Source organism: Castellaniella denitrificans, from assembly GCF_042653765.1.
Classification (GTDB): domain Bacteria; phylum Pseudomonadota; class Gammaproteobacteria; order Burkholderiales; family Burkholderiaceae_B; genus Castellaniella; species Castellaniella denitrificans.
Genome location: NZ_JBHSEZ010000028.1, coordinates 582,298 through 600,875 on the forward strand (window position 1 = coordinate 582,298; position 18,578 = coordinate 600,875).

Annotated in this window: 18 protein-coding genes; 4 read left to right on the forward strand and 14 right to left on the reverse strand. The window is 67.8% G+C overall.

What is annotated here, in order from left to right; translation table 11 throughout:
- Positions 1 to 119: 119 nt before the first annotated feature.
- Positions 120 to 2,990: an adenosylcobalamin-dependent ribonucleoside-diphosphate reductase gene (locus tag ACFO27_RS14810; protein WP_376818017.1), complete on the reverse strand. Its 2,871-nt coding sequence runs from the start codon at positions 2,988 to 2,990 to the stop codon at positions 120 to 122.
- A gap of 106 nt (positions 2,991 to 3,096) precedes the next feature.
- On the reverse strand, positions 3,097 to 3,423 hold the full coding sequence (locus tag ACFO27_RS14815; RefSeq protein ID WP_376818073.1) for a c-type cytochrome: 327 nt from the start codon (positions 3,421 to 3,423) through the stop codon (positions 3,097 to 3,099).
- A 235-nt stretch (positions 3,424 to 3,658) separates the two neighbouring features.
- Between ACFO27_RS14815 and ACFO27_RS14820 the strand changes: the two genes are divergently transcribed.
- Positions 3,659 to 4,153: a thioredoxin domain-containing protein gene (locus ACFO27_RS14820; RefSeq protein ID WP_323030349.1), complete on the forward strand. Its 495-nt coding sequence runs from the start codon at positions 3,659 to 3,661 to the stop codon at positions 4,151 to 4,153.
- Here the strand turns inward: ACFO27_RS14820 and ACFO27_RS14825 are convergent.
- From ACFO27_RS14825 to ACFO27_RS14850, 6 genes are all read right to left on the reverse strand, one after another.
- The gene (locus tag ACFO27_RS14825) at positions 4,110 to 4,898 is read right to left on the reverse strand and encodes a slipin family protein (protein ID WP_376818018.1); all 789 of its coding nucleotides are present in this window, start codon (positions 4,896 to 4,898) and stop codon (positions 4,110 to 4,112) included. The genes ACFO27_RS14820 and ACFO27_RS14825 overlap by 44 nt on opposite strands.
- The gene (locus ACFO27_RS14830; RefSeq protein WP_376818019.1) at positions 4,895 to 5,224 is read right to left on the reverse strand and encodes an NfeD family protein; all 330 of its coding nucleotides are present in this window, start codon (positions 5,222 to 5,224) and stop codon (positions 4,895 to 4,897) included. Before ACFO27_RS14830 ends, ACFO27_RS14825 begins: the two co-directional genes overlap by 4 nt.
- A gap of 106 nt (positions 5,225 to 5,330) precedes the next feature.
- Entirely contained in the window at positions 5,331 to 5,711 is a 381-nt protein-coding gene (locus ACFO27_RS14835; RefSeq protein WP_376818020.1) for a DUF488 domain-containing protein, read from the reverse strand.
- 63 nt (positions 5,712 to 5,774) lie between these two features.
- Positions 5,775 to 7,181 carry a class II fumarate hydratase gene (gene fumC, locus ACFO27_RS14840; protein ID WP_376818074.1) on the reverse strand — a complete coding sequence of 469 codons (1,407 nt, stop codon included), beginning with the start codon at positions 7,179 to 7,181 and terminating at the stop codon, positions 5,775 to 5,777.
- A 1-nt stretch (position 7,182) separates the two neighbouring features.
- Positions 7,183 to 8,307 carry a type I glyceraldehyde-3-phosphate dehydrogenase gene (locus ACFO27_RS14845; RefSeq protein ID WP_376818021.1) on the reverse strand — a complete coding sequence of 375 codons (1,125 nt, stop codon included), beginning with the start codon at positions 8,305 to 8,307 and terminating at the stop codon, positions 7,183 to 7,185.
- 18 nt (positions 8,308 to 8,325) lie between these two features.
- On the reverse strand, positions 8,326 to 9,306 hold the full coding sequence (locus ACFO27_RS14850) for a D-2-hydroxyacid dehydrogenase (RefSeq protein ID WP_376818022.1): 981 nt from the start codon (positions 9,304 to 9,306) through the stop codon (positions 8,326 to 8,328).
- A gap of 206 nt (positions 9,307 to 9,512) precedes the next feature.
- Between ACFO27_RS14850 and ACFO27_RS14855 the strand changes: the two genes are divergently transcribed.
- Entirely contained in the window at positions 9,513 to 10,124 is a 612-nt protein-coding gene (locus tag ACFO27_RS14855; protein WP_376818023.1) for a glutathione S-transferase family protein, read from the forward strand.
- Between the two features lie 181 nt (positions 10,125 to 10,305).
- Here the strand turns inward: ACFO27_RS14855 and ACFO27_RS14860 are convergent, their stop codons facing one another.
- From ACFO27_RS14860 to proC, 6 genes are all read right to left on the reverse strand, one after another.
- Positions 10,306 to 11,007 (reverse strand): ABC transporter ATP-binding protein, encoded by a 702-nt coding sequence (locus ACFO27_RS14860; protein WP_376818024.1) that lies wholly within the window; start codon positions 11,005 to 11,007, stop codon positions 10,306 to 10,308.
- A gap of 2 nt (positions 11,008 to 11,009) precedes the next feature.
- Positions 11,010 to 11,774: a high-affinity branched-chain amino acid ABC transporter ATP-binding protein LivG gene (gene livG / locus ACFO27_RS14865; protein WP_376818025.1), complete on the reverse strand. Its 765-nt coding sequence runs from the start codon at positions 11,772 to 11,774 to the stop codon at positions 11,010 to 11,012.
- Complete coding sequence (locus ACFO27_RS14870) at positions 11,771 to 13,006, reverse strand: high-affinity branched-chain amino acid ABC transporter permease LivM (protein WP_376818026.1); 1,236 nt, start codon at positions 13,004 to 13,006, stop codon at positions 11,771 to 11,773. The genes livG and ACFO27_RS14870 overlap by 4 nt, the downstream gene beginning before the upstream one ends.
- Positions 13,007 to 13,936, reverse strand: a complete 930-nt coding sequence (livH, locus tag ACFO27_RS14875; RefSeq protein WP_376818027.1) for a high-affinity branched-chain amino acid ABC transporter permease LivH — start codon at positions 13,934 to 13,936, stop codon at positions 13,007 to 13,009. It abuts the gene before it with no gap.
- Positions 13,937 to 14,030: 94 nt separating this feature from the next.
- Positions 14,031 to 15,149, reverse strand: a complete 1,119-nt coding sequence (locus tag ACFO27_RS14880) for a high-affinity branched-chain amino acid ABC transporter substrate-binding protein (protein WP_376818028.1) — start codon at positions 15,147 to 15,149, stop codon at positions 14,031 to 14,033.
- Positions 15,150 to 15,344: 195 nt separating this feature from the next.
- Complete coding sequence (gene proC, locus ACFO27_RS14885; protein WP_376818029.1) at positions 15,345 to 16,178, reverse strand: pyrroline-5-carboxylate reductase; 834 nt, start codon at positions 16,176 to 16,178, stop codon at positions 15,345 to 15,347.
- 199 nt (positions 16,179 to 16,377) lie between these two features.
- On the opposite strand from proC, the gene ugpB reads away from it, so the two are divergent.
- A complete protein-coding gene (gene ugpB, locus ACFO27_RS14890) occupies positions 16,378 to 17,688 on the forward strand; it encodes a sn-glycerol-3-phosphate ABC transporter substrate-binding protein UgpB (RefSeq protein ID WP_376818030.1) in 1,311 nt (436 codons plus the stop codon).
- Between the two features lie 4 nt (positions 17,689 to 17,692).
- Complete coding sequence (gene ugpA / locus ACFO27_RS14895; RefSeq protein ID WP_376818031.1) at positions 17,693 to 18,574, forward strand: sn-glycerol-3-phosphate ABC transporter permease UgpA; 882 nt, start codon at positions 17,693 to 17,695, stop codon at positions 18,572 to 18,574.
- Positions 18,575 to 18,578: the final 4 nt, after the last annotated feature.

Here is an 18,578-nt window from a genome sequence, read left to right on the forward strand (position 1 = left end):
CCCCGGCCTCCCCGGGCCGGGGGAATCATTCTATCCCTGTTTCCCCCACCTCGCGGCCTGCAGGCCGCTCGGATTCGACAGGCACGGGACAGTCCGCAGGGACTGTCCCGTGTCCTGTCTCATCCACATGCCCCCGTGTATCCGCAGTGGGTGCAGAACTGGCAGCCGTCCTTCTTGATGACGCTGTGCAGGTGGCATTCGGGGCACTCGGTCCCGTTGACGACGGGCGCCGGGCGGGCCGGATGGGCGGGCGCCGCGGCGGCGTCGGACTCGGCCTGCACCACGCCCATCTGCTCGACGGGCTCGCCGTGCTCGTCCAGGATGCCGAGCATCGCGTAGCGGTGGATCAGCAGGCGGGCGATGTAGGCTTCCGTCGAGGGGAAGGAGCTGGACTTGTCGGCGCCGGGCACGCGGGCCAGGAAGTCGCCCTGGGGCTCGGCATAGTTCATCAGCTTGCGCAGCTTCATGGCGATCCAGGCCGGATCGACGATGCGCATGTCCAGGCTCAGGAGCTTGAACAGGCCTTCGAACGCGCGGGGGAACTTGCCGGCGCCCCAGACGGAGTACGGCCGGGTGGAACCGTCGGGCATGCGCAGTTCCTTGACCATCAGCACGAAATCGTCGCCCGTGACCGGGTTGAGGACGTCGCAGATCCAGCCCATCGTCCCGTCGGGGCCGGTCTTGGGCTCGCGCGGCGCGATCAGGGCCTCCATCATGGCGGACTTGGCCTGGACCGAGGCATCGATGCCCAGGGTGCGGTGGCGGAACGCCACCAGGCGCGCCAGCGCGGCCACCGTCGAGGGCACCCAGATCGGCTCGCCGGCCTCCGGATCCTGGATCTGGAAGGGCGCGCCCCCGTTGGTGCCGGCCAGGACTTCCAGCTTGCGGTTGAGCCAGGGGAAGTCGTCCGTGTACATGTCCAGGCTGAGCATCTTGGCCACCGAGCCCAGGCCGCGCGGCGGGCGGGCGCCGTTGACCCAGACCTCGAAGGGCCGGTTCTGCAGGTCGGACACGAAGACCACGAAACTGCCTTCGGGGGACTCGATGGCGTCCGACGCCCAGCAGGATGCGCCGCGCGGCAGCCGCGGGCGGTTGGGCCAGCGCAGGCTGTTGAGCACCGGCTCGATGACGCGCTTGAGCACCAGGCGGCGGTCGGCCTCGGACAGGGAGATGGCCTCGGGCTGGGCGGGCGTGTCGGGCGCGGGCGCGACCGACAGCACGGCGCCGCGCTTGCCGCTGGGGCGATAGGTGGTGATGCCCTTCAGGCCGAGCTTCCAGGCCTGCATGTACAGGTCCTTGAAGTCCTCGTAGGGATAGTCCGCGGCAACGTTCACGGTCTTGGAGATCGCGGCGTCGACGTGATCCTTGACGGCGGCGACCATCAGCGCGTGGTCGCGGGCGGAGATCTCCAGCGCGGTGCGGAAATACGGCGGCAGTTCGCCGGACACGTCGCCCCCCATCAGGCGGTAGAGCCGGTAGGCGTGGTCTTCGACCACGTAGTCCTGCTTGCCGCCGTCGGCCATGCGCTTGGTGCGCGTGTAGGTCCAGGAGAACGGCGGCTCGATGCCGTTGGAGGCATTGTCGGCGAAGGCCAGGGAAATCGTGCCGGTCGGGGCGATCGAGGTGAGATGGCTGTTGCGGATGCCATGCTCGGCGATGGCGGCGCGGATGTCCTCGGGCAGGCGCCGGGCGAAGCCGCTGTCCAGGTAGGGCCCGGCCTGGAAGCCCGGGAAGGGGCCGCGCTCGCGGGCCAGTTCGACCGAGGCGCGGTAGGCGGCGTGGGCCACCTCGCGGGCGAAGCGGGCGGCCATCGCGCGCGCGGGTTCGCTGTCGTAGGCCAGCTTCAGCATGATCAGCGCGTCGCCCAGGCCCGTGACCCCCAGGCCGACGCGGCGCTTGCGGGCGGCTTCCGCCGCCTGCTCGGGCAGGGGCCAGACGGTGGCGTCCAGCACGTTGTCCAGCATGCGCACGGCCACCGCCACGACCTCGGCCAGCCCGTCCCAGTCCACGGAGGGCTCGCCCTGCATCCCGAAGGGGTCGCGCACGAAGCGCGTCAGGTCGATGGAACCCAGGCAGCAGCAGCCATAGCCCGGCAGGGGCTGCTCGCCGCACGGGTTGGTGGCGTCCAGCGTTTCCAGGTAGTGCAGGTTGTTCTCGCCGTTGATCCGGTCATGGAACAGCACGCCGGGCTCGGCATAGTCGTACGTGGACCGCATGATCCGGTCCCACAGGTCGCGCGCCCGGATCTCGCGGTAGACCCACAGGCCGTCCTCGCGGCGATGGGCTCCGGCGGCCTTCAGGTCGTCCGCGGGCTCCGCCGCATGGGTCAGGGGGAACGCCGTGTCGTTCTCGACGGCGCGCATGAATTCGTCGGTGACGCTGACCGACACGTTGAAATTGGTCAGCTCGCCGGCCGTCTGCTTGGCCTCGATGAAGGTCTCGATGTCGGGATGGCCGACGTCGAGCACACCCATCTGCGCGCCGCGCCGCGAGCCGGCCGATTCCACGGTTTCGCAGGAGCGGTCGAACACGCGCATGTAGGACACGGGCCCGGACGCCTTCGAGGCCGTGCCCTTGACGATGGCGCCCGCGGGCCGGATGTGGCTGAAGTTGTACCCCACCCCGCCGCCGCGCCGCATCGTCTCGGCGGCCTTCTGCAGGGCGTCGTAGATGCCCGGCCGGCCGTCCACGGGATCGGACACGGAGTCTCCGACCGGCTGGACGAAGCAGTTGATGAGCGTGGCGGCCAGGTCCGTGCCCGCGGCCGAATTGATGCGGCCGGCGGGAATGAACCCGCGCTGCTGGGCGTCCAGGAACATGGCCCGGTAGCGGGCGCGCTGCCTGGGTTTCTCGACCGCGGCCAGCGCGCGCGCCACGCGCTGCTGGATCTCGACGATCGAGGTTTCGTCGCCCTTGGCGTATTTTTCCCGCAGGACTTCAACGGAAATGGACTGGGTTTCCAGGCCCGAGAAAACATCCACTCGGTTCATGCCGGCTCCTGTGATGATGAAGGATGGGTCCGTCCCCGGACCCCGAAATCAAAAAACCCTGCGGCGGCTGACAGCCGCGCGCAGGGTCTTCTCGAGCGCTGGGCGATCAGTGCGGGGCGCCGGCCACCAGCCACTCGACCACCGTCTTGACGTCGGCGTCGGAGACGGCGACGTTGGGAGGCATCGGGATCGGGCCGTAGACGCCGGAGCTGCCGCCCTTGATGTGCTTGGTCAGGACTTCGGCGGCGTCCGCCTGGCCCTTGTGCTTGGCAGCGACATCGATGTACGCCGGCCCGACGACTTTCTTGTCGACCGCATGACAGGCCAGGCAAGCGTTCTTGGTCAGGATTTCCTTGACCTGGGCGAAGTCCGGCGCAGCGTGAGCGGCCTGAGCCATGACCAGCAGGGACAGGCTCAGGGCGAGAGCGGACAGTTTCATGTGTGAATTCTCCGTCATACAGGGAAGTTTCCGATGGGCGCCCCATGGCGCCCCCGTATCGCCACGCCGCCGGCACACACCGTGCGGCGAAGGCGCATCATTACACCATGGTCGCCGAATGCGCGGGAGATTACCACTACGAATTGTAGGTTTTCCCGCGCGGGCGCCTTTCCACGATTGTACGTCCGTCCTATGATGGAATGGACCGGCCTCACCACGGAAACTGATCATGATCAACGGCGCGCTGCCTCCCCCCTGGGACATCGAGACCTGGCTGAACGTCCACGACGACGTTCCGCCCACGCTGGAATCGCTGCGCGGATCCGTGGTGGTCGTGCACGCCTTCCAGATGCTGTGCCCGGGCTGCGTGTCCCACGGCCTGCCCCAGGCCAAGGCGATCCACGAGTCCTTTCCGCCGGGCCGCGTCCAGGTGATCGGGCTGCACACGGTCTTCGAGCATCACGCCGCCATGGGCGAGGTCGCGCTGCGGGCGTTCCTGCACGAATACCGGATCCGTTTTCCCGTGGGCATCGACCGCCCCGCCCCGTCCGGCAACCCGATTCCCCTGACCATGCAGGCCTGGGGCCTCCAGGGCACGCCGTCCCTGGTGATCCTGGACGCCCGGGGCGGCGTGCGCCTGCATCACTTCGGCCGGCTGGACGACCTGCGGGCGGGCGCCGTCATCGGTCAGCTTCTGGCCGAGGCGGACGCGATGGCCCCATGAACCCCGCCAGGAGGTCGATGGGGATCGGGAACACCAGGGTCGACGATTTGTCGCCCGCCACCTGGGACAGGGTTTCCAGGTAGCGCAGCTGCATGGCGGACGGCTCCCGGGCCAGGGTATGGGCCGCGTCGGCCAGGGCCTGGGCCGCCTGGCGCTCGCCTTCGGCGTGGATGACCTTGGCGCGGCGGTCGCGCTCGGCCTCGGCCTGGCGCGCCATGGCCCGCACCATGGTCTCGTTCAGGCCGATGTCCTTGATCTCGACGTTGGTGACCTTGATGCCCCAGCCGTCGGTCTGGGCGTCCAGGATGGTCTGGATGTCCAGGTTCAGCTTTTCGCGCTCGGCCAGCATCTCGTCCAGTTCGTGCTTGCCCAGCACCGCCCGCAGCGTCGTCTGCGCCAGCTGGCTGGTGGCTTCCAGGTAGCGTTCGACCTGGATGATGGCCTTGCCGGGATCCACCACCCGGAAATACAGCACGGCGTTCACCTGCACCGACACGTTGTCGCGGGAAATCACGTCCTGGGGCGGGATGTCCAGCGTCACCACACGCATGTCCACGCGCACCGCCTGCTGCAGGAAGGGGATCACGATGATCAGCCCCGGCCCCTTGCTGCCGGTGTAGCGGCCCAGCGTGAAGATCACGGCGCGCTCGTATTCGCGCAGGATGCGGAACAGCTTGAACAGCACGAACACCAGGAAGACGAGTGCCAGCAGGCCGAGGCCCGAATCCAGTTCCAGGAACATCATGAGGGTTCTCCCAGGGAAACATCCCGCTCGGGGACGGGTTCGACTTCCAGCATCAGGCCGCGCGCGCTCCGGACCCGCACGGCCTGCCCCGGCCGCAGGGGCGTGTCCGCATGCACCTGCCAGATCTCGCCGCGCACCAGGGCGCGGGCCCGGCCCCGCGCATCGGAGGCCTGGGTGACTTCGCCGGTCATGCCGGGCAGCTCTTCGTTGCCGCCCCGTGCCCGGCCGCGATGCGCCTGGATGGCGATGACCGCGGCCAGCAGCAGGATCAGCCCGAGCAGCGACAGCGCCCAGACCGACTGCGAACCGAAATAGACCAGCAGCATGTCCTTCCCCGAGGAGGTTGCGGAGCGACGGACCCCGCGTTCAGGCCCGTGGTCACGGGCCGGGACGGCATCGCGCGCGGCCGGCGCGGCGCCGCCGCGTGTTCGTTCAGGCCAGGCGGTGGCGCCGGGCGTAGTCGTTCATCGCGTCCGCCAGGATCAGCGCGTGATTGTGTTCCGGATCCTTGGCGCCGAACACCAGGGTGATGCGCCGGCCCCGGGCCGCCTCGAAGACCTCGCCCATGCGGGCCTGTGCCTGTTCGTCCCGCAATTCGGCGGCATAGTCGCGGCGGAAGCCGTCCCAGTGCTCGGGCTTGTGGCCGAACCAGGTGCGCAGCGCCGGGCTGGGCGCCAGGTCCTTGCACCACAGATCGTAGTGGAACGCGTCCTTGGACACGCCGCGCGGCCAGAGCCGGTCGATGAACACGCGCAGGCCGTCGGTGTCTTCGGGTTCTTCGTATACGCGCTTGATCTGTACGGGCGATTTCATGGTGAAGGCGGCTCGGATTCGGCAGGCGCGGGATGGTCCGCAGGGACCGCCCCGCGCCCGGCCTCATGCCTTGCTGGGGTGCGTCATGTCCAGGGGGACGATCCATTCATCGTACTGCGCATCGGTCAGAAAGCCCAGCGCCAGGGCGGCTTCCCGCAGTGTGCTGTGCTCTTTGTGGGCCTTCTTGGCGATCGCGGCGGCCTTGTCGTAGCCGATGTGGCGGTTCAACGCGGTGACCAGCATCAGGTTCTTGTTCAGGTTTTCCTCGATGCGCGGCCGGTTGGGCTCGATGCCCGAGGCGCAGTGCTCGTCGAAGGACAGGCAGGCGTCGGCCAGCAGGCCGATGCTTTCCAGGACGTTGTGCACCATGACGGGCTTGTAGACGTTCAACTGGAAATTGCCCTGGGACCCGGCGAAGGCCACGGCGGCATCGTTGCCGTAGACCTGGGCGCAGACCATGGTCATGGCCTCGCACTGGGTGGGGTTGACCTTGCCCGGCATGATGGACGAGCCCGGCTCGTTCTCCGGGATCAGCAGTTCGCCGATGCCGCAGCGCGGGCCGCTGGCCAGCCAGCGCACGTCGTTGGCGATCTTCATCAGCGCGCCGGCCAGGGTGCGCAGCGCCGCCGACAGGTTCACCAGCGCGTCGTGGGCCGACAGGGCGAAGAACTTGTTTTCCGCGCTGCGGAACGGCAGTCCGGTGATGTCGGCGATGCGGGCGGCGGCCAGCTCGCCGAAGCGCGGGTGGGCGTTCAGGCCGGTGCCCACGGCCGTGCCGCCGATCGCCAGGTCGTAGATGCCCGGCAGCGCCGCCTGCACGGCGTCCAGGGCGAAGTCGATCTGCGCCACCCAGGCGCTGATTTCCTGGCCCAGCGTGATCGGCGTGGCGTCCTGGAGGTGGGTGCGCCCGGTCTTGACGATGTCCTGGAAGGCCTTGGCCTTGGCGTCCAGCGTGGCGCGCAGGCGCCCGACGGACGGGAAGAAATGGCGCGACAGTTCTTCCGCCACCGCGATGTGCATGGCCGTGGGGAAGGTATCGTTGGACGACTGGCCGCGGTTGACGTGGTCGTTGGGGTGCACCGGAGACTTGGAGCCCACCTGCCCGCCGGCCAGCTCAATAGCCCGGTTGGAAATGACTTCGTTGGCGTTCATGTTGGACTGGGTGCCCGAGCCGGTCTGGAACACCACCAGCGGGAATTCGGCGTCGAGCTTGCCCTCGATGACCTCGTCGGCGGCGCGCACGATCAGGTTGCCGATGTCGGCGGGCAGTTCGCCGAGTTCGGCGTTGGCCTGGGCGGCGGCCTTCTTCAGTACGCCCAGGGCGCGGATCACGGGAGGCTGCCAGCGGAAGCGGGCCACGCCGATCGGGAAATTCTGGATGGAACGCTGCGTCTGCGCGCCCCAGTAATGCGCGGCGGGCACCTCGATGGCGCCCATGGAATCGGTTTCGGTCCGAATATCGGCCATGATGTCAAACTCCGGGAGAAGAAGAAAAGGTTGCGTGCGCCGGCGCGGTGGCCGAATTTGCCTTGGGGCGGCCCGGCGGCAAAAAATGTCCCGCCCAGGCCCGCGCCACGTCGAGCATGCGGTTGGCGAAGCCCCATTCGTTGTCGAACCAGATCAGCAGGTTGGCGAAACGGCCCTGGTTGACCCGGGTCTGGCCCAGGTCGATGACGGCCGAGTGCGGATCGTGGTTGAAGTCGACCGAGGCGTGGGGCTGGTCGGCGCAGGCGATCAGGTCGGGACGGGCCCGGGCGGCCTCGGAGAACAGCGCGTTCAGCGCCTCCGGGCTCGTGTCCCGGCGCAGGTTCACGGCCAGGTCGATGGCCGAGACGTTCAGGATCGGCACCCGCACCGCCTTGGCCTGGATGCGGCCGGCCAAGCCGGGCAGCATGCGTTCGATGCCCTGGGCCAGGCCCGTGGCCACCGGCACGATGGACTGCATGGCCGATCGGGTGCGGCGCAGGTCGGCGTGATGGTAGCCGTCGATCATGGGCTGGTCGTTCATCACCGAATGCAGCGTGGTGAGAAAGGCGCTTTCCACGCCCAGGCGGCGTTCCAGCAGGTCCAGGACGGGGACGGCGGCGTTGGTCGTGCACGAGGCCGCCGACACGATGCGCTGGCCGGCCCGCAGGTCGCCGTCGTTGATGCCATGGACGATGGTGCAGTCCACGTCCGCCGCGCTCTTGCCGGGGTGCGAGACCAGCAGCCGCGGGCAGCCCGCGTCGAGGAAGGCCCGCAGGCGGTCGCGTGTGGAAAAGGCGCCGGAGCATTCCAGCAGCAGGTCGAATTCCAGCCGGCCCCAGGGGCCGTCGGCCGGCTCCCGCGCGTGGAACACGGGAATCGCCTGTCCCTCGATCTCCAGCCCGCCGCCGGCCACCCGGACCTCGCCCGGGAAGATCCCGTGGGTCGAATCGAAACGGGTCAGGTAGGCCATGGATTCCAGGTCCGCCGGCTCGTTGATCGCCACGATGCGCAGATCGCGGCGATGCGGGGATTCCATCAGGGCGCGCAGCACGCAGCGGCCGATCCGGCCGTAGCCGTTGATGGCGACGCGCAAGGGACGGGACACGGCGGGTTCGGGGCGGTCGGGCATGGGGAAAGGATCCGGAGGTCAGCGCGCGGCGCGGTAGCCGGCGACGACGTTGCGCGGATCGTCCCGCAGGAACGCGTCGATGTTGTCTCGCACCTGGCGGATCATCGTCCGGATGGCGGCGGCGCTGGTCCAGGCCATGTGCGGGGTCAGGATGAAGTTCGGATGGTCCAGCAGGCGCATCAGGGGGTGGTCCTGCGCGGGGGGTTCCTGGGACGAGACGTCGAAGCCCGCGCCGCTGATCTGGCCGGTGCGCAGCGCGTGCTCCAGCGCGTATTCGTCCACCAGCCCGCCGCGGGCGGTGTTGACGAGCAGCGGCTTGCGCTCCATCAGGGCGAACTCGGCGGCGCCGATCATGCCCCGGGTCTGGGCGTTGAGCGGGCAATGCAGGGTGATCACGTCGCTGGTGCGCAGGACGTGGTTGAAATCGGTGTAGTCGTTGGTGGGCTCGCCCGCGTCCCTCCGCGCGGCGAACTGGACCTTCATGCCGAAGGCGCGGGCGATCTCGGCCACGGCCTCGCCCAGGGCGCCCCGGCCGATGATGCCCAGGGTCGATCCGGACAGGTCGCGCACGGGGAAATCGAAATAGCAGAACTGGCCGCTGGCCTGCCAGCGACCGTCGCGCACCGATTGGCGGTAGGCCAGCAGGTTGCGCTGCAGGGCCAGCATCAGGGCGAAGGTGTGCTCGGGCACGGCGTGCACGGCGTAATCGCGCACGTTGGACACGATGATGCCGCGCCGGTCGCAGGCGTCCAGGTCGATGTTGTCGGTGCCGGTGGCGGCGACCGCGATCATGCGCAGGCGCGGCGCCTGGTCGATCGCGTCGGCGGCCAGCACGACCTTGTTGACGATCACGATGTCGGCGTCGCGGATGCGCTCGACCACCTGCCCCGGCGCCGTGCGTGGATACAGCACCAGTTCGTGGGGCGTCTCCGGGCCGGTGAAATTCTCTGTCGCAGGCAGGGAATCCCGGTCCAGGAAGACAATGCGCAGGGGGTCCATGGGAAAGGCCTCGTCGGAAGACAGCGTCAGCCAGATAGTCTACCCCATGGATGAGTCCGGACACCAAGCAGTCCCTGCGGCCTGCCCGGTGCCTGACGAATCCGAACCGCTTGCAAGCGGTGAGGTGGGGGGATGCTTCAATCCGCGCCGGCGCCCGCGGTGGTATAAAACAGGGCGAACCCCTCACTCTTGAAGTATCAAGCACCATGAAACTCTATTATTTCCCCGGCGCCTGCCCCCTGGTCTCCCACATCGTCCTCGAATGGATCGGCAAGCCCTATGAAACCGTCCGCCTGACCCGCGAGCAGACCAAGGAAGCCGACTACCTGGCGCTCAACCCGACGGGCGCCGTCCCCACCCTGGTGGACGGCGATTTCGTCCTGACCCAGAGCGCGGCCATCCTGGACTACCTGGCCGAACTCAACCCCGAGGCCGGCCTGCTGGGCGACACCCCGCGCGAACGCGCGGAGACCCGCCGCTGGCTGGGCCTGTGCAATTCCGATCTGCATAAGACCTTTGGCCTGGTCTTCGGCCCGGCCTACTACACCGATGGCGACGAGGCCCAGGGCAAGGTGGTGGCCGGAAAGGCGGCCGAAAAGCTGCAAAGCCTGTTCGCCATCGTCAACGACCGCCTGCGCGGCCGCGACTGGCTGACCGGCAGGCGCTCGGTGGCCGACGCCTATCTGTTCGTGCTGCTGATGTGGGCGGACGCGAAGAAGATCCCGCTGGAAGGCCTGGACGAACTGCGGAAATTCCAGGCCCGCCTGCGCGCCGACGCCGGCGTCCAGGCCGCCCTGAAGGCGGAAGGATTGGCCTGACTCGGGACAACCCCTGCGGGTTGTCCTGTGTACAGGCCAATCCGAGTGGTCTGCAGACCACGAGGTGGAGGGCTGTCCCACTTTTACAATGCCCTCCCCTCCCCCCGCAAAAAATCGGCCCCGCCGGAAGACGGGGCCGATCGCCGTTCAGCGCGGGGGCCGGCGCGATGCCGCGACCCGTTCAGGCGCCGAGGTACGCCTTGCGGACCTCGTCGTTGCTGAGCAGGTTGGCGCCGGTGTCGGCCAGCACGACCTTGCCGGTTTCCAGGACGTAGCCCCGGTCGGCCACCTGCAGGGCCTTGTTGGCGTTCTGCTCGACCAGGAACACCGTCACGCCTTCCTCGCGGATGGTGCGGATGATGTCGAAGATCTGCGCGATGATCAGCGGCGCCAGGCCCAGGGTCGGCTCGTCCAGCAGCAGCAGCTTGGGGCGCGTCATCAGCGCCCGGCCGATGGCGAGCATCTGCTGCTCGCCGCCGGACATGGTGCCGGCGCGCTGGTTGGCGCGCTCGCGCAGCCGCGGGAACAGGTCGAAGACGTGTTCCATGCCCTCTTCGGTCTGGGCGCGGTTCAGGAAGAACGCCCCCATGTTCAGGTTTTCCGCCACCGTCAGGTCCGGGAACACCCGGCGGCCTTCCGGCGAGATGGCGATCCCGCGCTGCATGATGACGTGGGTGGGCTCCTGGGTGATGTCCTCGTCCAGGAAGGTGATCCTGCCCGAGCGGGCGCGCGGATTGCCGCAGACCGACATGAGCAGCGTGGTCTTGCCGGCGCCGTTGGCGCCGATCAGGGTGACGATTTCCCCCTGGTTGACTTCCACGGACACTTCGTTCAGGGCCTGGATGGCCCCGTAGAACGTGCTGACGTTTTCGAGCTTGAGCACGGTCATTCCCCCAGATAGGCTTTGATGACGCGGGGATCCGCGCGGACTTCGTCGGGCAGGCCGGTGGTGATGGGCTTGCCGTGCTCCATGACCAGGATGCGGTCGGACACGCCCATCACCAGGCTCATGTCGTGCTCGATCAGCAGCACGGCCACGCCGAATTCGCGCCGCAGCTGATCGATCAGCGATTGCAGGTCGCGCTTTTCCTGGGGGTTCAGGCCGGCCGCGGGCTCGTCGAGCATCAGCAGGCGCGGCTGGGTGATCATGCAGCGGGCGATTTCCAGGCGCCGCTGGTGGCCGTAGGCCAGGTTGCCGGCCTCGCGGTTGGCGTACTGGCGGATGCCCATGAAATCCAGCCATTGGACCGCGCGCTTCTTGGCTTCGGTTTCGGAATGCCGGTACGAGGGCAGCTTGAACAGGCCCTGCAGCAGGCCGGTTTCCATCAGGGTGTGCTGCGCCACCATCAGGTTTTCCAGCACGGTCAGGTTCTTGAACAGGCGCACGTTCTGGAACGTGCGCACCAGGCCGTGGCGCGCGACCTTGTGGCTGGGCAGGCCGGTGATGGCCTTGCCGTCCATGAGGATGTCGCCCGTGGTGGGCTTGTAGAAACCGCCCACGCAATTGAAGACGGTGGTCTTGCCGGCGCCGTTGGGGCCGATGATGGCGAAGACCTCGTCGCGGCGCACGTCGAATTCGACCTGGTCGACGGCCAGCAGGCCGCCGAACCGCATGGTCAGTCCGCTGACCTTCAGCAATGTTTCACTCATGATTCCAATTCCACTTGCGGACGTTTCACCGGCAGCAGGCCCTGCGGGCGCCAGATCATCATGACGACCATGACCAGGCCGAAGATCAGCATGCGGTATTCGGCGAATTCGCGGGCGATCTCGGGGATGACGGTCAGCAGCACGGCGGCCAGGATGACCCCCAGCTGGGACCCCATGCCGCCCAGCACGACGATGGCCAGGATCAGCGCCGATTCGATGAAGGTGAAGGATTCGGGATTGACCAGGCCCTGGCGCGCGGCGAAGAACGCCCCGCCGAAGCCGGCGAACATGGCGCCCATGGTGAAGGCCGAGAGCTTGATGTTGCGCGGGTTCAGGCCCAGGGAGCGGCAGGCGATCTCGTCTTCGCGCAGGGCTTCCCAGGCGCGGCCGATCGGCATGCGGATCAGGCGGCTGGTGAAGTATAGGGTGAACAGCACCAGCACCAGCGCCATCAGGTACAGGTAGATCACCACGTCCTGGCTGTTGAAGGACCAGCCCATCAGCTCATGGAAGGTCGGCGTGCCGTCCACCGAGCGGCGCACCATCTGGTAGCCGAAGAAGGACGGCTTGGGGATCCCCGAGATGCCGTCCGGGCCGCCGGTGAGGCCGGTCAGGTTGATGAGCAGCAGGCGGATGATCTCGCCGAAGCCCAGCGTCACGATCGCCAGATAGTCGCCCCGCAGCCGCAGCACCGGGAAACCCAGGATGAAGCCGAAGAAGGCCGACACCAGGCCGGCGAACGGCAGCGCCTGCCAGAAGCCCCAGCCCGCCCAGTGGTACAGCAGGGCGTAGGTGTAGGCGCCCGTGGCGTAGAAGCCGACGAAGCCCAGGTCCAGCAGGCCGGCGAAGCCCACCACGATGTTCAGGCCCAGGCCGAGCATGACGTAGATCAGCACCAGCGTGGCGATGTCCACCTGGGCGCGTCCGGTGAAGAACGGCCAGGCCAGCGCGAACAGGACCAGCACCAGGATCGCCCGGTGGCGGAACTTGTCGCTGATGGCGGGAATGCGGAACCGCGAGGGCGCCGCGACCTTGCCGGCCCGGCGCTGGCGCAGCCAGGCGCGCGCGAGCTGGAACACGAAGACGATCAGCATGCCGCCGAGGATCATCTTCCAGTCGGGTTGCAGATAGGTTTCCTGGCCCCGGCGCAGGATCTGCAGGCCATATACGGGGGCAATGATCACCCCCGCCAGCAGCGAGGCGATCGCTGCATTCTTGAGATTCTGATTCATTTAGACTTTTTCCACCTCGGGTTTGCCCAACAGCCCCGTGGGACGGAACAGCAGGATGAAGACCAGCAGCAGGAAGGCGACGATGTCCTTGTACTGCGAGGAGATGAAGGCGGCGGCGAAGGTTTCGGCCAGGCCCAGCAGCACGCCGCCCAGCATGGCGCCGGGGATGCTGCCGATGCCGCCCAGCACGGCGGCGGTGAAGGCCTTGATGCCGGCGATGAAGCCGATGAACGGGTTCAGCTTGCCGATGGCCAGGGCGATCAGCACCCCGCCGACGGCGGCCAGCATGGCGCCGATCATGAAGGTGAAGGAAATGATCCGGCCGGTGTCGATGCCCAGCAGGTTGGCCATGCGCAGGTCCTGGGAGCAGGCCCGCGACGCCTGGCCGGTGCGGGAATATTTGATGAACAGGGTCAGGCCGATCATCATCAGCACGGTGACCACGATGATCAGGATGCGGGAGTACGGCGCGGTCACGGAGAAGTCGCCGGAGCCCACCGTGAAGTTGAACGAGCCGGTGATCAGCGCCGGCACGGCCATGTCGCGCGCGCCCTGCCCGGTGGCCACCCAGTTCTGCAGGAAGATCGACATGCCGATGGCGGAGATCAGCGGCACCAGGCGCGGGCTGTCGCGCAGCGGCGCGTAGGCGATCTTCTCGACGGCGAAGCCGTAGACCGCCGTGACCAGCACGGCCATGATCAGCATGACCAGCACCATCAGGGGCAGCGGCAGGCCGCTGTTCACGCCGATGGCCGAAAGCGTGACCAGGCCCACGTAGGCGCCGATCATGTAGATCTCGCCGTGGGCGAAGTTGATCATGCCGATGATGCCGTAGACCATGGTGTAGCCGATGGCGATCAGGGCATAGATGGCGCCCAGCGACAAGCCGTTGAACAGCTGTTGCGTCAATAGAGGAAGCAGGTCGGACATAATGTCGGGGGGAGTGAGACGGAAAGACGGCCGGGCGGCTGGCGCCCGGAAGAACCGCGCCGGCCCCGGCTCGCGCCGGGGCCGATCGAGCCCGTCAGGGCTGGATCTGAGTCAGGTTGCCGTTGGCATCCCAGCGGAAGACCGCGAACTCGAAATGCTTCAGGTCGCCCTTCGCATCGTAGTCGACCTTGCCGATGGCGGTGTCGAAGCTGTGGTCGTGCATGTAGTCGGCGACCTTGGCCGGGTCGGCGCCGACCGCGTTGATGCTGTCGGCCAGCACCTGGACCGCCGCGTAGGCCGTCATGGTGAAGGCGCCGTCCGGGCTGCGCTGGTACTTCTTGAACTGCTCCAGCACCTGCTCGTTGCCCTTGCGCTTGGTGAAGTCGGCGGGCAGCGTCACCAGCAGCTTGTCCACGGCCGGACCGGCGATGGCGGCGAGGTCCTTGTTGGCCACGCCTTCGGGACCCATGAACTGGGTTTCCAGGCCCTGCTCGCGCGCCTGGCGCAGCAGCAGGCCCAGTTCGGGGTGGTAGCCGCCGAAATAGATCAGGTCGGGGCCCAGGGCCTTCAGTTTCGAGATCACGGCGGAATAGTCGCTGTCGCCGACGTTGATGCCCTCGAACATGGCGATGTTCACGCCGTCCTTTTCCAGGGACTTCTGGACCTGGGTGGCCACGCCCGAGCCGTAGGTCTGCTTGTCGTGCAGGATGGCGACCTTCTTGGGCTTGAGCTGCTTGGCGATGTATTCGGCGGCGAAGGGGCCCTGCTGGTCGTCGCGGCCGATGGTGCGGAAGAAGAAGTGCGGCTTGATCGTGTCGGTGACCAGCGGGGACGTGGCGCCCGGGGTGATGGCGACGATGCCTTCCTGTTCGTACACGTTGACGGCCGGGACCGTGGTGCCGGAGCAGGCATGGGCCACGGCGAACTTGGCGCCGGCGTTGACCACGCGGTTGGCGGCCGGCACGGCCTGCTTGGGTTCGCAGCCGTCGTCGATCAGCAGCGGCTCGATCTTCATGCCCTTGATCCCGCCGGTTTCGTTCAGCGCATCGATGGCCGTGAGCGCGCCCGCCTGGATCTGGTCGCCGTACTGGGTGTTGGGGCCGGTCATCGGCTGCGGAATGCCGATCTTGAGGGTGTCGGCATGGGCGCCGGCAGCCAGAGCCAGAGCTCCGAACGCGAGAATGCAGGGGGTGATGCGCAGTTTGAACTTCATTCGATAGTCTCCGGTAGAGGCGCCGTGGGCTGTTTCAACGACCCGGTCGGGGTTGAGGCCAGGGGCGCCAAGCCTTGGTTTTGCTTCCGCCCTGAGCGGCAGGCGTATTCTGAAGGCTCACCCCGAGGGTGTCACTACGGTTAATCCCTTAGGGCGGAACGCGGTCGCGCGCGTTCCGGGTTATTCAGGGACGGATCAACTGGAAAATTCGCGCGCCAGCTCGCCCGCCCGGCGCGCGGCGGCGTCCACCGCCTGGCGCATGATGTCGGGCAGGCCGCGATCCTGGAAGACCGCCAGGGCCGCCGCCGTGGTGCCGCCCTTGGAAGTGACCCGCTCGCGCAGGACGGCGGGCGGGTCCGGCGACAGGGTCGCCAGCTGGGTGGCGCCATGGAAGGTGCCCAGCGCAAGCTGGCGCGCCTGGTCCGGCGTCAGGCCCTGCTCGACCCCGGCCGCGATCAGGGCTTCCAGGAACAGGAAGACGTAGGCCGGGCCGCTGCCGGAGACCGCCGTGACGGCGTCGATGGCGGCGTCGTCGCGCACCCAGATGACCTGGCCGACGGCGCGCAGCAGTTCCTCGGCCAGGGCGCGGTCGGCCTCGTCGACGCCGTCCAGGGCCGCCATGCCGGTCATGCCGCAGGCGATCAGCGCGGGCGTGTTGGGCATGCAGCGCACGACCCGGGCGTAGGGCTCGGCGTCGGTGCCCAGCCAGCGCGCGATCGCCGCGCCGGGAATGCCGGCGGCGATGCTGATGACCAGGGTGCCGGGGCGCAGCCAGGGGCGGCACTGGCGCACGACCTCGGCCATGACCTGGGGCTTGACGGCGAAGAACCAGACGCGGCATCCGGACAGGCGCGCGTCGGGCGCCGCCGCCGTGGTGGTGCCCAGCGCGTCCCAGCGTTCGCGGGTGGCCTCGCCGGGATCGATCACGTGCACGCTGGCGGCGGCGCAGCGCCGCCCGATCAGGCCGCTGGCCAGGGCGCTGGCCATGTTGCCGCCGCCGATGAGGGCGAGAGAAAGTTCGGTTTTCATGACCCGGCATTGTACGGACAAGCGCCATCACATAGAAAGCCCTGCATGGGGCATTAGAAAGAAAACGCACAGGAAACGAAAAGAAAAGCAAGGAAATCAGGGATTGCCAAAGCCGTCATAAGCTGATCACAATGAGCCCCTACAATCCCCTCCCGCCGCCACCCGGGCTGGATCGGGGGCACAACCACAGGAGACCACCATGTCCTTTTCCTTGTTTCGCGCGACCGCGCTGGCCGCCCTGCTGACCGGCGCGGGCACGGCCCAGGCCGCCACCGACGTCACGTTCTGGCATTCCATGGAAGGCCCCCTGGGCGAACGCGTCGCCAAGCTCGCCCAGGATTTCAACGCCAGCCAGTCCGACTACGTCGTGCACGCCGTCTACAAGGGCAACTACGGCGAATCCATGAACGCCGGGATCGCCGCCTTCCGCGCGGGCAACGCGCCCGACATCCTCCAGGTCTTCGAGGTCGGCACCGCCACCATGATGTACGCCAAGGGCGCCATCAAGCCCGTCCAGGCGCTGTCCGAAGCCGTCGGCGACCCCATCGATCCCTCCGCCTTCCTGGGCGCCGTGGCCGGCTACTATTCGTCCCCCGACGGCAAGCTGGTGTCCATGCCCTTCAACAGCTCCACGCCGGTGCTGTACTACAACAAGGACGCCTTCAAGAAGGCCGGCCTGGACCCCGAAAAACCGCCCAGGACCTGGCCCGAAGTGGCGGATGCCGCGAAAAAGCTGCGCGCCGCCGGTATGGAATGCGGCTATTCCTCGGCCTGGCCGTCCTGGGTCCTGCTGGAAAACTTCGCCGCCTGGCACAACGTGCCCTACGCCAGCCAGGACAACGGCTTCGGCGGCCTGGACGCGCGCCTGCAGCTCGACAGCCCGCTGTTCCGCAAGCACCTGGGCTTCCTGGCCGACATGGCCAAGGCCGGCACCTTCACCTACGGCGGGCGCGGCGACGCGGGCAACGCCCTGTTCACCTCGGGCAAGTGCGGCATGTACACCGGCTCCAGCGGCATGCGCGCCTCCATCATCAAGACCGGCGGCTTCGCCTTCGGCACCAGCACCCTGCCCTATTATCCCGACGTGCAGGGCGCGCCCCAGAACTCCATCATCGGCGGCGCCTCGCTGTGGGTGTTCTCCGGCAAGTCCGACGCCGCCTACAAGGGCGTGATCAAGTTCTTCAAGTTCCTGTCCAGCCCCGAACAGGCCGCCGCCTGGCACCAGGGCACCGGCTACGTGCCCGTCACCAAGGCCGGCTACCAGGCCACCAAGGCATCCGGCTTCTACGAAAAGAACCCGGGCACGGAAATCGCGGTCAAGCAGCTCGACGCCACCACCACCGCCAACTCGCGCGGCGTGCGGCTGGGCTACCTGCCGCAGATCCGCGACATCGAGGACAGCACCATGGAGCAGATCTTCGCCGGCAAGACGAGCCCCGAGGACGGCCTGAAGAAAATGAACGCCGAGGGCAACGCCCTGCTCGAACGCTTCGAGAAGAGCGTCAAGTAGGCCGATGGAAAAACGCGTCGTCTTCCGCCACCGCAGCCTGCCCTGGCTGCTGCTGGCGCCGCAGCTGGCCATCACGCTGGTGTTCTTCTTCTGGCCGGCGGGCCAGGCCATGTGGCAGTCCTTCCGGCTGGAAGATCCCTTCGGCCTGTCCTCGCAGTTCGCGGGCCTGGACAACTTCGCGGACCTGTTCGCCAGCGCCGACTACCTGAGCTCGTTCCGCACCACGCTCTGGTTCTCGGCGCTGGTGGCCTTCGGCGGCCTGGCGATCTCGCTGCTGCTGGCCGTGATGGCCGACCGCGTGGCGCGCGGCGCGGGGATCTACAAGACCCTGCTGATCTGGCCCTACGCGGTCGCGGCGGCGGTCGCCGGGGTCCTGTGGCTGTTCCTGTTCTCGCCCTCGGTCGGCATCCTGGCGGTCTACCTGGCGCGGCTCGGTTTCGACTGGAACCCGCGCCTGGACGGCACCGACGCCATGGCGCTGGTCGTCTTCGCCTCGATCTGGAAGCAGGTGTCCTACAACTTCCTGTTCTTCCTGGCCGGCCTGCAGTCCATCCCCCGCTCGCTGATCGAGGCCGCCGCCATCGACGGCGCCGGCCCCCTCCGGCGCTTCCGCACCATCGTCTTCCCGCTGCTCTCGCCCACGACCTTCTTCCTGCTGGTGATCAATTTCATCTACGCCTTCTTCGACACCTTCGCGGTGATCGACGTGGTCACGCAGGGCGGGCCGGGGCACGCCACCGACATCCTGGTCTACAAGGTCTACAACGCCGGCTTCAAGGGCCTGGACCTGGGCGCCTCCGCCGCCCAGTCCGTGATCCTGATGCTGATCGTCATCGGCCTGACGGCCCTGCAATTCCGCTACGTCGACCGCAAGGTGAACTACTGATGCC

Bases quoted from the DNA above. Each gene is read 5' to 3' on its own strand.
- ACFO27_RS14810 (WP_376818017.1), bottom strand. From the start codon at position 2,990: ATGAACCGAGTGGATGTTTTCTCGGGCCTGGAAACCCAGTCCATTTCC.
- ACFO27_RS14820 (WP_323030349.1), top strand. From the start codon at position 3,659: ATGATCAACGGCGCGCTGCCTCCCCCCTGGGACATCGAGACCTGGCTG.
- ACFO27_RS14825 (WP_376818018.1), bottom strand. From the start codon at position 4,898: ATGATGTTCCTGGAACTGGATTCGGGCCTCGGCCTGCTGGCACTCGTC.
- ACFO27_RS14830 (WP_376818019.1), bottom strand. From the start codon at position 5,224: ATGCTGCTGGTCTATTTCGGTTCGCAGTCGGTCTGGGCGCTGTCGCTG.
- ACFO27_RS14835 (WP_376818020.1), bottom strand. From the start codon at position 5,711: ATGAAATCGCCCGTACAGATCAAGCGCGTATACGAAGAACCCGAAGAC.
- ACFO27_RS14845 (WP_376818021.1), bottom strand. From the start codon at position 8,307: ATGCCCGACCGCCCCGAACCCGCCGTGTCCCGTCCCTTGCGCGTCGCC.
- ACFO27_RS14850 (WP_376818022.1), bottom strand. From the start codon at position 9,306: ATGGACCCCCTGCGCATTGTCTTCCTGGACCGGGATTCCCTGCCTGCG.
- ACFO27_RS14855 (WP_376818023.1), top strand. From the start codon at position 9,513: ATGAAACTCTATTATTTCCCCGGCGCCTGCCCCCTGGTCTCCCACATC.
- livG (WP_376818025.1), bottom strand. From the start codon at position 11,774: ATGAGTGAAACATTGCTGAAGGTCAGCGGACTGACCATGCGGTTCGGC.
- ACFO27_RS14870 (WP_376818026.1), bottom strand. From the start codon at position 13,006: ATGAATCAGAATCTCAAGAATGCAGCGATCGCCTCGCTGCTGGCGGGG.
- livH (WP_376818027.1), bottom strand. From the start codon at position 13,936: ATGTCCGACCTGCTTCCTCTATTGACGCAACAGCTGTTCAACGGCTTG.
- ACFO27_RS14880 (WP_376818028.1), bottom strand. From the start codon at position 15,149: ATGAAGTTCAAACTGCGCATCACCCCCTGCATTCTCGCGTTCGGAGCT.
- proC (WP_376818029.1), bottom strand. From the start codon at position 16,178: ATGAAAACCGAACTTTCTCTCGCCCTCATCGGCGGCGGCAACATGGCC.
- ugpB (WP_376818030.1), top strand. From the start codon at position 16,378: ATGTCCTTTTCCTTGTTTCGCGCGACCGCGCTGGCCGCCCTGCTGACC.
- ugpA (WP_376818031.1), top strand. From the start codon at position 17,693: ATGGAAAAACGCGTCGTCTTCCGCCACCGCAGCCTGCCCTGGCTGCTG.